Here is an 11598-nt window from a genome sequence, read left to right as displayed (position 1 = left end):
GAAAGTGCCTGTTCCGTCTCCTTCTTCAATCCATACAATATAGGAAGTATTTTAAGATCTAACAGGCCCTAATTCTTGCTGTAATAAAAGAATTTATAAAAATATAGATATAAGTAAATTTTGAAAAATCTATAAATATCTCATTAAAAATCATAGTCGTCTAAATGTGATGGTCGCAGTCTCATTTTTAGATGCCGAAGAGGTCTATGCTGCTCAAACCAGAAAGCTGGCGGAACGTAACTTGCCAGCAGGGAGGTATGTATCATGAGCGATAATCCGCAAATTCGTTTTTGTCCCGTAGGCATTCAGGCCACAGGTGTTCGGCAGGAACGGGATTCAATGGGAACTATAGATGTTCCGGCAGATAAATACTGGGGGGCGCAAACCCAGCGTAGTCTGGTGCATTTTTCCATTGGCACAGAGCGTATGCCTTTGCCCCTTTACCATGCTTACGGCATTGTTAAAAAAGCCGCGGCCTTGGTAAACGCAGCGGAAGGGCGTATGCCGCAATGGAAAGCCGATCTGATAGCCACGGTTGCAGATGAAGTTACGGCAGGCAAGCTAGATGCACATTTTCCGCTGTTTGTCTGGCAGACAGGGTCTGGCACCCAAACAAATATGAATGTGAATGAGGTTATTGCAAATCGTGCCATCCAGCTTGTAGGTGGCAAAATTGGCTCCAAAACGCCTGTTCACCCCAATGATGATGTGAATATGGGCCAATCCAGCAACGATTCATTTCCAACGGCCATGCATGTTGTTACGTTGCTGGAAATTGAAAATCGACTTTTGCCCAGCGTAGAAAAGCTTATAGAAGCCTTGCGCCAGAAAGCTGAGCAATGGATGGACGTTGTTAAAATTGGCCGTACCCATTTGCAGGATGCCGTGCCTTTAACAGTAGGGCAGGAATGGTCTGGCTGGGTGCAGATGCTTGAAGATGCACTTTGCGGCTTGCGTAAAGATCGTGAAGCTCTGTTTGAACTTGCCGCTGGAGGCACTGCTGTAGGCACGGGGCTGAATGCACCGGCAGGCTTCAGCAAGGCGATAGCTGCACGTATAGCAGAGCTCACAAAACAGCCTTTTGTTACGGCACCTAATAAATTTGCTGCGTTAAGTGGGTTGGATGCCATGGCCAGAACCTCTGCTGGTTTGCGTGGTTTGGCTGTGCCATTGCTAAAAATTGCCAATGATATGCGTTGGTTGGCCTCTGGCCCGCGCTGTGGGTTGGGTGAACTGCACCTGCCGGAAAATGAACCCGGATCTTCCATCATGCCCGGCAAGGTGAATCCAACCCAATGTGAAGCAATGGTGATGATTGCCACGCAGGTGCTGGGTAATGATAACACGATTGCTTTTGCCGCCAGTCAGGGCCAGTTGGATCTGAATGTTATGCGGCCGGTCATATTGGCTAACTGCCTTGCCAGTATCCGTATTCTGGCAGATGGCTGTCATAACTTCCGCATTTTTTCTGTGCAAGGCACACAACTAAATGAAAAGCGGCTCAAGCAGAATGTGGGCGGGTCCGTTATGCTTGTTACGGCATTAGCTCCCGTAATTGGCTATGATAAAGCCGCAGAAATTGCGCACATTGCCATGGAGCATGATCTCTCCCTCAAAGATGCAGCCTTGAAATCTGGCTATGTGGATGCCGCTACTTTTGATAAAGTGGTGAACCCACTTGATATGGTGGGGGAAGGCGTTGCAGGCGCCTGAATGCTCAGGGTTTACAGTGTGGGGAGAGGTCTTCTCTCCCCTTACTTTACGGTAAAATCAAAAACCACCACATTGGCCAGAAATGGCGCGGCAAACTTTTTGAATGCATCATGTGCAGGGTCAAAACATCCGCTCGTATGCACAATAGGGCGGCCTACGTAGTAATTACGATCACCTTCTGAACGGAAGGTAACAAGATATCCGTAATCCAGCCCCAGATCAGCATTTTCACCACTATTTTGCGGCCCAGCTTCCAAGCTGGCAACAACGGGTGCGCCGTTCGGGCGGCGTGAGTGTGTTGCCAGTTCCAGAAAGCGCCGTGTTACTTCCTGTCTTTCTGCTGTAGTTGCCGTGTGGCGGAACTGAAACATTACCATATGGCGCACAGTGCCTGGACGAAAATCTGGGGCAGTAAAGCGCTGTTCACCTATCTGCTTTACCAGCGCATGCGTGGCCTGTGCGGCGGTATCCTGCGGGATATCTTCCTTTGCATAAGCATACGTAAAGTAAATGCTGGGTCCAACACAAAGTAAACCAGCCATCAAGCTCAAGCGGATGAGAGGAGAGGGTGTTATGGTCATTTGTATTTCATAACACAGATTGCTGCTGCTTCACGCAATGCTGCGGCTTGCTGCCCGACAAAATATGGAAGCTCGACCGGCTTTTTGACAAGCAGGGCGTGTGTTGCGTAACAGGACGGCCGTGAAGAAAGATTTTGTATCCGCCGTAGCCAGAAAGGGAGGCAGATAGCGTGACACAGCGTTTTACGCCACCAGAGGTTAAAGGGTGGTGTCCGGGCTTGTTTACCCCCATGCAGGCCAAAGATGGTTGGCTGGTGCGGGTAAGGCCAGCCTTTGGCCGGATAACTGCGGCGCAGGCCATTTTTCTGGCACAGATTGCAGAGCGTGAGGGCAATGGGCTGATCTGTCTTACCAACCGCGCCAGTCTGCAATTACGCGGGTTCTCTCACGCCAACGCTCTGCATTTTCCCGAACTGGCTGTTCTGGCTGGCTTGGGTATGGCCAACCCTGAATATGAAAAGCGTTTGGCATTATTGGTATCCCCTTTGGCGGGGTGTGATCCTTCCTGTGCTCCGGATACATTAGAATGCGCTACAGCTTTGCGTGCAGCTTTGTGTGATGCCAACAGTCTTTCTACATTGCCGGATAAGTTCGGTTTTGCCGTAGATGGCGGAGGGCTGTTTACTGTTGGGCTGTTGAAGGCAGACATTACGCTACAGACCAATGGGGCGGGGTTATGGTCTGTTGTATGTGGCAACCAGAAAAGTAAGCCCGCATCTGTTCAGGTTGCTGTTGAATTGGCTGTAAAGCTGGCGCAGGCCTTTGTAACTCTGCCAAAAGGCAAACGACCTGTGCGTTATCCGCAAACGGGTCAAATGCTTTTCCAAGCTATCAATCAGCTTGGTTGTCCGGCAGAAAATATGGATATAGCGGCGCCAGACCCGGCTATGCTGGCGGGTAAAATAGGCCCTGCTTTATACGCACTCAATGCGCCCTTGGGCATTTTAACATCTGCCATGCTGCGGAGTTGCGCTAATCACGCACGAAACGGAGATGGCATTCTCCGGCTTACGCCGTGGCACAGTATTATTCTGCATGGCATGCCGTGCACGCCACATGTGGCGGATATGGTGGATACAGGCACCAATCCTATTTTGCGTGTTTCTGCCTGTATGGGCAATGCAGGGTGTGCGCAGGCAGAAGGTGCAACACAAGCTCTGGCAAAAAAACTGGCGCATAGTTTGGGGGCAGGGAAAAGCCTGCATGTTTCCGGGTGCAGTAAAGGCTGTGCGCACCCAGCAAAAGCAAGCTGGACAGTGGTTGCTGCCCAAAATGGCTACGGGCTTATCTGCAATGGCACGGCATCGGGGCCTGTCATGCGATTTTTTCCAGATGACAGAGCAGTCGAAGACTATTTTATAGGCACCAAGCCACAGGAAAGGATAATGAATGGCCGCGTATGAGTATATCAAGGATGGAGCTGCTATTTATGAACGCTCCTTCGCGACCATTCGGGCAGAAGCGGATCTTTCTGCCTTTACGCCAGAAGAAGCGCAGGTTGTTGTGCGCATTATTCATGCCTGCGGCATGGTGGAGATGGCGCAATCTGTCAGCATGACGGCAGATTTTGTGGCGGCTGCCCGTACAGCCCTGAAAAAAGGCTGCAATATTTTGTGTGATTCCGAAATGGTGGCTCACGGGGTTACGCGGGCACGCTTGCCTGCTGATAATGCGGTTGTTTGTACATTGCGCGACAGCCGCACGCCCGAACTGGCCCGCCAGATTGGCAACACCCGTTCAGCCGCCGCGCTGGATCTGTGGGGAGAAAAACTGGCAGGTGCAGTGGTTGCTATTGGCAATGCACCTACCGCGTTATTCCACCTGCTGGAAATGCTGGATGCAGGGGCACCGTATCCGGCAGCTATTATCGGGTTGCCTGTAGGTTTTGTGGGTGCCATGGAATCTAAGGAAGCTCTTTCCCTTCGTAAGGATGTGCCGTGGCTTGTCGTGCGTGGCAGACCGGGAGGGAGTGCTATGGCTGCTGCTGCGGTGAATGCTCTGGCCTGTGAGCGTGAATAAATGACACGTGGCAGATTACAGGTTGTTGGTGTGGGGCCGGGTGATCCGGAACTCATGACCGTTCGGGCTGTCCGTCTGGTACAGGCAGCAAAGGTGGTAGCGTATTTCTGCCGTCATGACAGGCCGGGCCATGCGCGCACCATTGCACGTGCGCATATTGCCCCGGATGCTGAAGAATTGCGGCTGGAATATCCATTCACTACGGAAATTTCTGTTGCCAACCCTGCATATCATGGTGGCATGGGCCAGTTTTATGATGAATGCGCACACAAACTGGCCCAACGGTTAGATAAAGGGCAGGACGTTGTTCTGTTATGTGAGGGCGATCCCTTCCTTTACGGTTCGGCCATGTACCTTTTTGATCGGCTGAAAGCCGGTTTTGAAACCGAAGTTGTGCCCGGTATTATGGCCATGAACGGATGCTGGACACAGGCGCACCTGCCCATAACGCATGGTGATGATGTGTTGTGCGTTCTTCCCGCCACGTTGCCAGAAGAAAAGCTGACCAACTGGCTGGAACAGGCAGATGCCGCAGTTATCATGAAAACGGGCCGTAACATGCCGCAGGTTAGGCGGGCGCTGGAAAAAGCCGGCCGTCTGGAAGATGCCGTATATGTTGAACGTGGCACGCAGGAAAATACCCGTATGTGTGCCTTGCAGGAGCAGGAAGATAGCGTGCCTTATTTCTCGCTGGTTCTGCTGCCGGGTCGGAAAGGTGTAAGATGAAGGGTAGCGTTACCATTGTAGGGTTGGGGCCAGGTAACAGCCTTCAGCGCACCCCGCAGGCAGATCAGGCATTGGCTAAAGCAACGGATCTGGTCGGATATGGGCCGTATGTAAACCGGGTAGAGGCCCCTACGCATGTTGTTCGCCATGCCTCAGACAACAGGGTGGAGCTGGACCGCGCACGTCATGCTCTGGAAATGGCAGAGCAGGGGCGGCATGTAGCTGTTGTTTCTGGCGGAGATGCCGGTGTGTTTGGCATGGCCAGCGCTGTATTTGAGGCATTGGAGCAAGGGCCAGACACATGGCGCGCGCTAGATATCAGTGTTGTTCCCGGCCTGAGTGCGGTTCTGGCTGCGGCTGCGCGGTTGGGGGCCCCCTTGGGTGGGGATTTCTGTGTGATGTCCCTTTCGGATAATCTCAAACCTTGGGATGTGGTGCTTGAACGTTTGCGCTTGGCAGCACAGGCGGGCTTTGTCATTGCGCTGTATAATCCACGGTCTCACGCTCGTCCGTGGCAGTTGGGTGAGGCATTGGAGCATTTGCGGAGTGTTTTGCCCCCCACCATTCCCGTTGCCTTTGCGCGCGCCATAGGGCGGCCGGATGAGGCAGTGCGGCTTTCTACTCTACAGGAAGCCAATGCCGAATGGGCCGATATGAGCACGTTGGTGCTGATAGGTTGCAAAGCCAGCCGTTTGGTGGAGCGGCCCGATGGTGAACCGTGGTTTTATACTTTACGGCGGGTTGATGCTGTCTGATGTGCCTGTAACCATGCCATGGCTTGCTGGGCCGTTTCTGTTGTGGGGATGTTAGGGCAAGCCGCTGGGCGATCAATCATCAGGACGGGGATACGCAGTAGGCGTGCAGCCTCCAGCTTGGGATATGTTGCGCTGCCGCCAGAGTTTTTTGAAACCAGCAGGCTGATGTCGTAATCTTGCATCAGCCTGGCTTCACTCTGCACGTCAAAAGGACCGCGATCCAGCAGGATGGTTGCATGTGGAGGTAAGGAAACAGGATCTGGCGCATCAATGGAGCGGATGAGGTAATGATGCTGTGGCGCAGTTTTAAACGGCGCCAACTCCTTACGGCCTGTTGTTAAAAAAATACGCTGCGGGGTTGTTCCCCACTTTGGTGAGTTGGCTAATAGAGTGGCAGCGTCAGTTAGAGTGGGCGCATGAAACCATGTATCGCCCGGCATTTCCTGCCAGCCCGATCGTTCCAGACGCAACAAAGACGTTTGTGTAGCAGCACAGGCAGTGGCGGCGTGTTGGCTCATAGTGGCCGCAAAAGGGTGAGTGGCATCTATTACGGCGTTGATTTCATGTGTTTTCAGCCATGTGCTCAGTCCATCAGAGCCGCCAAACCCGCCAATTCGCACGGATAGCGTAGGTAAATGCGGTTGTTTGGTTACTCCGGCAAGGGAAAGCGTGGCACTGATAGACGGTTCCTTTTCCAGATCACGGCATAAGGCAGAGGCTTCAGTGGTGCCCCCAAGAACAAGAACGCGAAAATTATTGGAAGACGAAGACATGAGCGCAAGCTTTACAGCATGAAAAACAAAGTGTTGTAAAAGCCAAGGCCGTTGCCGTGCAAGTGTGTGCCAAAAAAGGAATGGATGAATGACCAATCAACCCCAGCATGTGCCACAAACGCCGTGGTTAACTCTGATTGGGATTGGGGAAGATGGTGTGGAAGGTCTTTCTGCTGTTGCATGTGCCATTCTTGCGCAGGCAGATTTCGTTGTGGGCGGTGCGCGCCATCTGGAGTTGGCAGCCCCATTAGTGCAGGGCAAAACACTTGCATGGCCAATACCCTTTGAACGCGGAATAGACGCCATTCTTGCCCGAAAGGGCTTGCCGACGGTGGTTCTAGCATCTGGCAATCCATTCTTTTTTGGCGTGGGGAGCACACTGGCGCGTTCTGTCCCTCCGCAGGAAATGCTGTGCTTGCCGGCGCCATCTTCTGTGGCCTTGGCATGTAGTCGGCTTGGATGGGCAGAGCAGGAATGCCGGGTAGTATCCTTCTGTGGCCGACCCATAGAGCAGCTTTACCCAGCATTGCAGCCATCTGGCCGGATTATTGTGCTGTCTGCCGATGAAAATACACCGCATGTTTTGGCTAACTGGCTTGTGAGTAAAGGATTGGGGGCGACGCGTTGCCATGTGCTGGAACGGCTGGGCGGTCCACATGAAGCCATGCACAGTTTTTATGCCCATGAAGGTGCGCCAGATAAGCTTCAGCGGCTTAATCTGATCGGGCTGGAGATAGATGCCCAAAGTGCGTCCCATACCTTGCCACTAACCAACGGGCTGCCAGATACGTGCTTCGAACATGATGGCCAGCTTACAAAGCGGGAAATTCGTGCGGTTACGCTGTCATCCCTCGCACCTCGAGCAGGCGAATTATTGTGGGATATTGGCGGAGGAGCTGGTTCCATCAGTATTGAATGGATGTTGGCATCTCCTGCCTGCCGCGCAGTGTGTATTGAAGCGCAGCCAGAACGGGTTGCGCGTATTGCACGTAATGCGGCGGCTCTTGGTGTGCCGGGGCTAAATGTAAGGCAGGCCCGAGCACCAGAAGGCATGGAAGATTTGCCAAAGCCCGATGCTATTTTTATTGGCGGAGGGGCAAGTCGCGCTGGTGTGTTGGAAACCGCATGGCAGGCTCTTAAACCCGGAGGGCGCATCGTGGTGAATGCCGTGGTGGCGGAAACAGAAGCACGCTTGCTGCGTGCCATGCAGGAATGGGGCGGAACGCTTACGCGTATCTCTGTATCCCGGTTAGAAAAAATAGGATCTCTCCACGGTTTTCGTCCTGCCATGCCGGTAACACAGTGGGTCGCCCAAAAACCCGATGCCTCATGATATTCCTCGGCTTGGGCTGGAACAGTAGGGCGAGCTTAGCGCAGGCTCAGGCATGTATTGCACAGGCCTTGGCGCAACAGTCTGGCAAAAAACTGTCAGCTCTTGCCGTTCCGGCCTTTCGGCATACGGAAAACCTGCCATTACAGGTGGCAAAATGGATGGGTGCCGGAATTATCTGGGTAGAGCTTGCCGCCATGCGGCAGGTTAGTGCGCAATGCCAGACGGTATCAGCCCGTAGCATGCAACATACCGGAGTAGCTTCTGTATCTGAGGCTTGTGCATTGGTTGCGGCTGGCCCACAGGGCAAACTTATTGTACCGCGTTGCAGCATGAATGGTGTGACATGCGCCGTGGCAGAAGGAGACATTTGAATGACCGTGCATTTTATTGGGGCAGGCCCCGGAGCGGCTGATCTACTCACCATACGTGGGAGAGACATTTTGGCATCCTGCCCGGTCTGTTTATATGCGGGGTCTATTGTGCCGCCGGAAATGCTGCAGTTTTGCCCGCCAGATGCGCGCAAGGTTGATACAGCCCCCATGACATTAGACGAGATTGAAGCCGAATACGTAAAGGCTCATCAGCAGGGGCAGGATGTGGCGCGCCTGCATTCGGGTGATCTTTCTGTGTACAGCGCTGTGGCTGAGCAAATCCGCCGCTTGGAAAAACACGGTATTCCGTGGAGCATGACACCGGGGGTGCCTGCATTTGCGGCAGCGGCTTCCATACTGGGGCAGGAACTTACCATTCCGGGTGTTGCGCAAAGCGTGGTGCTTACGCGCGTAAATGGGCGTGCTTCTGCCATGCCGGAAAAAGAAACACTGGCAGCTTTTGGTGCTACAGGGGCTACTCTTGCTATTCATCTGGCAGTGCATGCGCTGGATAGAATTGTAGAGGAACTGACCCCATTTTATGGGGCTGATTGCCCGGTAGCTATTGTGGCACGGGCAACATGGCCAGATCAGCTTGTACTGCGTGGAACGCTTGCCAATATTGCGGATAAGCTGAAAGAAAACCCCATTGAGCGGACAGCTCTTGTGATTGTTGGTCGTGTATTGGGAGATAAGGATTTTAGGGAAAGCGCTTTGTATAATCCTGATTATCGGCGGCGTTTTCGCGGGCAGGACTAAGCTTTCAGGCTTGCCCAACCAGATTGCCTGCACGGTCAAACACCAGCACATCAGCTTGTATAGGGGCTGGCTGTAGAACCTCCTTAACGGTTTGTAAGGCGGAGCGGGCAATCAGATCCCCTAACGGAAAACCCTGTTGGCTTGCGTGCAAAAAGGCTTCCGCCACTGTGGGGCTACGCGTAATTGTGTCGGCTAGATCGGGTTTTCCATTATGTGCCAGAACAAGCTCTGCTAGCTGGCGCATATCTGCCGGGCCCCGTTTGGAATGCAGGTCCATAAAACCTTGGCCAAGTTTGGTCATTTTGGCGATGCCGCCAGATATTGTAAGGCGAGGAACGGGATGCTTGCGAAGGTATTTTAACAGGCCACCAGCAAAGTCCCCCATTTCAATAAGCGCGCTGTCTGGCAGGTTATAAAATTTCTGCACGCCCTTTTCGGAAACATTACCGGTGCTTCCTGCCAAGTGGGTAAGGCCTTCTGCACGCGCAACATCTACGCCCCGATGGATGCTCTCAATCCATGCGGAGCATGAAAAAGGCACTACAATTCCGGTTGTGCCCAGAATGGACAGACCGCCCAGAATGCCGAGCCGACTGTTTAATGTGCGTTCAGCCAGTTTTTCTCCATTTTCAACGCTGATACTTACCTCTGCATCTGGGCAGATCCCTGCGTTTGCTTCGGTTAAAGCCGCACGTATCATGGCGCGTGGGGTAGGGTTTATGGCGGGCTCCCCCACGGCTATGGGTAAGCCGGGGCGGGTGACTGTGCCTACGCCGGGACCAGCCTGAAACACAATTCCGCAACCAGTAGGCAAGGTTTTTACCGTTGCCCGAATAAGAGCCCCGTGCGTGATGTCCGGGTCATCCCCCGCATCTTTAATAACTTCCGCAAAAGGTGCATCTGGCGTGCCACCGGTACGGGCAATGGTAAAACCAACCTGTTGGCCAGCGGGAAGGGTAATGTTTACGCATGCTGGAACTGAATGGCCGTTTAGCATCAGCCATGCAGCCTTTGCTGCGGCTGTTGCGCAGCTACCTGTTGTCCAGCCTCGCCGGAGGGGGGGAGTGTTGGGTGCCATGCGGCATGATGTAATTCATCTGCGTGTTGCAGAACATAAAAAAAGCCCCATCCACTTCTGGATGGGGCCTTTGCCAGCTTTGCATATAAAGCAGAGCGTCTTCAGGATTGTTTGCTGACGGAAAGTTCTTCAGCAATATCACCACGGGCAGCAGCTGCACGCTTCTGTTTTTCCCGTTCAGAGATCTTTTTCAGATAGCGGCGTGCTTCGGGTGAAATGGTCAGGCACATGGTCATCAGGGCAGAGGCGACATACAGACCAGAGAAGATCCAGATAATACCTTCAACACCACGCCAGGATTCAAACCACGTTACAATGGCCGGGCCAACCCATGTGCTGGCACCAGCGCCCAAACCAAGAGCGGAAAGAGCGGCGGCTTTTTCCTTCGGGCAAATCTGGGGCACCAAACCGGACAGCGGCACAAAAGCCGCCAGAGATGCGCCATACAAAGCACCCACAATAGCGGCAATCATAAAGTTGCCGGGGAACATCTGCGGCACATAATAGAAGGCAGGCACCATAATGGCTGCGCCAATGCCGCCACCAAAAGCCACAACTTCACGATGACCGAATTTGTCTGCGGAAATGCCGGAAAACAGATTTACCAGAATGTTGGACAGGAACACGATGGACAGCAGCTGCAGCCACTGAGAAAGCGTGAAGCCAATAACCTTGGTAAAGAAGGTTGGCATGATCACCAAGAACGCATACTCGGATGATGTGTTGATGGTGCGTACCACCATGGCCACAAACGTTTTGGGTTCGCGCCACAGAATACTGATGGAACTGAAGAAGATTTCCTTGGCCGGAGTGCCAGGTGCAGCCAGACGCTGAGATCCTGTGGGTTCACGAGTAAGCAGCAGGGCCAGCAGGCCGCCAAAGACAACCATACCCAGAGAAGACCAGAAAGTGGCCATTTCCCCAATAACAGGAATGGCAAAGCTGGCGAACAGAGAGCCCAGGGTAGGCAGACCACCAGAAAAGGCAAACCAGAACCAACCCGCAGCAGAACCAAGCTGGCGAGGTGGTGTGGCAGCGGCAATCCAGACCAGGAAGCCGTAAGTGAACAGCGGATACCCTAAGCCACGCAGGGAATATGCCAGCAGCATGATGGGGTAGCTGTTAACGGCAACACCGCAGGCCAGAAAGATAACTTCAAAAACGGCCCAGATAGCCAAGCCGATCCACATGACGCGCTTTGGGCCCCATAGATCAGACAGGGGGCCAGAAAGCCAGGCGGAGATGGAAACTGTAACGCCGTAAATGGTAAACAAAAGTGCGGTGTTGCCGGCAGATGTACCATGCCCTTCCAGATAGGGGGCAAGGTAGCCGGCTTCTACACCATCACCAATCATGAAGAACAGAAGCCCCACAAAACCCCAGAACAGAGGTGCGGGAATTCCAAGACGATCTGCAAACGATGCAGGCGGAGGCGACAGAGGGTCTGTCTGTTTCAAGGGGAGATACTCCTCTTTACACAGGCAACCGTC

The 11598-nt window shown here is 53.2% G+C and carries 12 protein-coding genes; 8 read left to right on the top strand and 4 right to left on the bottom strand.

What is annotated here, in order from left to right:
- The first annotated feature begins 264 nt into the window (after nucleotides 1–264).
- Nucleotides 265–1713, top strand: a complete 1449-nt coding sequence (fumC, locus tag CSR02_RS09640) for a class II fumarate hydratase (RefSeq protein WP_099541508.1) — start codon at nucleotides 265–267, stop codon at nucleotides 1711–1713.
- Between the two features lie 41 nt (nucleotides 1714–1754).
- On the opposite strand, the gene CSR02_RS09635 is transcribed toward fumC, so the two are convergent.
- Nucleotides 1755–2294 (bottom strand): Dabb family protein, encoded by a 540-nt coding sequence (locus CSR02_RS09635; RefSeq protein ID WP_035366411.1) that lies wholly within the window; start codon nucleotides 2292–2294, stop codon nucleotides 1755–1757.
- 170 nt (nucleotides 2295–2464) lie between these two features.
- Between CSR02_RS09635 and cobG the strand changes: the two genes are divergently transcribed.
- The 4 genes from cobG to cobJ are packed head-to-tail and all read left to right on the top strand — an operon-like array spanning nucleotide 2465 to nucleotide 5794.
- A complete protein-coding gene (gene cobG, locus CSR02_RS09630) occupies nucleotides 2465–3697 on the top strand; it encodes a precorrin-3B synthase (protein ID WP_099541507.1) in 1233 nt (410 codons plus the stop codon).
- Nucleotides 3684–4313, top strand: coding sequence for a precorrin-8X methylmutase (locus CSR02_RS09625; protein ID WP_003625945.1), 630 nt, complete (start codon nucleotides 3684–3686; stop codon nucleotides 4311–4313). Before cobG ends, CSR02_RS09625 begins: the two co-directional genes overlap by 14 nt.
- Entirely contained in the window at nucleotides 4314–5039 is a 726-nt protein-coding gene (locus tag CSR02_RS09620; protein ID WP_003630818.1) for a precorrin-2 C(20)-methyltransferase, read from the top strand. It begins immediately after the preceding gene.
- Complete coding sequence (cobJ, locus tag CSR02_RS09615; RefSeq protein WP_099541506.1) at nucleotides 5036–5794, top strand: precorrin-3B C(17)-methyltransferase; 759 nt, start codon at nucleotides 5036–5038, stop codon at nucleotides 5792–5794. The genes CSR02_RS09620 and cobJ overlap by 4 nt, the downstream gene beginning before the upstream one ends.
- On the opposite strand, the gene CSR02_RS09610 is transcribed toward cobJ, so the two are convergent.
- The gene (locus CSR02_RS09610; protein WP_099541505.1) at nucleotides 5764–6567 is read right to left on the bottom strand and encodes a cobalt-precorrin-6A reductase; all 804 of its coding nucleotides are present in this window, start codon (nucleotides 6565–6567) and stop codon (nucleotides 5764–5766) included. The genes cobJ and CSR02_RS09610 overlap by 31 nt on opposite strands.
- An 88-nt stretch (nucleotides 6568–6655) precedes the next feature.
- Here CSR02_RS09610 and cbiE point away from each other — a divergent pair, with 88 nt between their 5' ends.
- The 3 genes from cbiE to cobM are packed head-to-tail and all read left to right on the top strand — an operon-like array spanning nucleotide 6656 to nucleotide 9030.
- Entirely contained in the window at nucleotides 6656–7900 is a 1245-nt protein-coding gene (gene cbiE, locus CSR02_RS09605) for a precorrin-6y C5,15-methyltransferase (decarboxylating) subunit CbiE (protein ID WP_099541504.1), read from the top strand.
- Nucleotides 7897–8271 carry a cobalamin biosynthesis protein gene (locus CSR02_RS09600; RefSeq protein WP_099541503.1) on the top strand — a complete coding sequence of 125 codons (375 nt, stop codon included), beginning with the start codon at nucleotides 7897–7899 and terminating at the stop codon, nucleotides 8269–8271. Before cbiE ends, CSR02_RS09600 begins: the two co-directional genes overlap by 4 nt.
- Nucleotides 8272–9030: a precorrin-4 C(11)-methyltransferase gene (cobM, locus tag CSR02_RS09595; protein ID WP_099541502.1), complete on the top strand. Its 759-nt coding sequence runs from the start codon at nucleotides 8272–8274 to the stop codon at nucleotides 9028–9030.
- Nucleotides 9031–9034: 4 nt separating this feature from the next.
- On the opposite strand, the gene CSR02_RS09590 is transcribed toward cobM, so the two are convergent.
- Nucleotides 9035–10108 (bottom strand): cobalt-precorrin-5B (C(1))-methyltransferase, encoded by a 1074-nt coding sequence (locus tag CSR02_RS09590; protein WP_099541501.1) that lies wholly within the window; start codon nucleotides 10106–10108, stop codon nucleotides 9035–9037.
- 101 nt (nucleotides 10109–10209) lie between these two features.
- Nucleotides 10210–11565, bottom strand: coding sequence for an MFS transporter (locus CSR02_RS09585; protein WP_099541500.1), 1356 nt, complete (start codon nucleotides 11563–11565; stop codon nucleotides 10210–10212).
- Nucleotides 11566–11598 lie beyond the last annotated feature (33 nt).

This window comes from Acetobacter pomorum, from assembly GCF_002738225.1.
Lineage (GTDB): Bacteria > Pseudomonadota > Alphaproteobacteria > Acetobacterales > Acetobacteraceae > Acetobacter > Acetobacter pomorum.
The sequence above is the reverse complement of the archived record's forward strand: the minus strand, read 5'-3'. Positions and strand labels throughout refer to the sequence as shown.

Coding starts and splice junctions, on each gene's coding strand:
- fumC (WP_099541508.1), top strand. CDS start 265: ATGAGCGATAATCCGCAAATTCGTTTTTGTCCCGTAGGCATTCAGGCC.
- CSR02_RS09635 (WP_035366411.1), bottom strand. CDS start 2,294: ATGACCATAACACCCTCTCCTCTCATCCGCTTGAGCTTGATGGCTGGT.
- CSR02_RS09625 (WP_003625945.1), top strand. CDS start 3,684: ATGGCCGCGTATGAGTATATCAAGGATGGAGCTGCTATTTATGAACGC.
- CSR02_RS09620 (WP_003630818.1), top strand. CDS start 4,314: ATGACACGTGGCAGATTACAGGTTGTTGGTGTGGGGCCGGGTGATCCG.
- cobJ (WP_099541506.1), top strand. CDS start 5,036: ATGAAGGGTAGCGTTACCATTGTAGGGTTGGGGCCAGGTAACAGCCTT.
- CSR02_RS09610 (WP_099541505.1), bottom strand. CDS start 6,567: ATGTCTTCGTCTTCCAATAATTTTCGCGTTCTTGTTCTTGGGGGCACC.
- cbiE (WP_099541504.1), top strand. CDS start 6,656: ATGACCAATCAACCCCAGCATGTGCCACAAACGCCGTGGTTAACTCTG.
- CSR02_RS09600 (WP_099541503.1), top strand. CDS start 7,897: ATGATATTCCTCGGCTTGGGCTGGAACAGTAGGGCGAGCTTAGCGCAG.
- cobM (WP_099541502.1), top strand. CDS start 8,272: ATGACCGTGCATTTTATTGGGGCAGGCCCCGGAGCGGCTGATCTACTC.
- CSR02_RS09590 (WP_099541501.1), bottom strand. CDS start 10,108: ATGGCACCCAACACTCCCCCCCTCCGGCGAGGCTGGACAACAGGTAGC.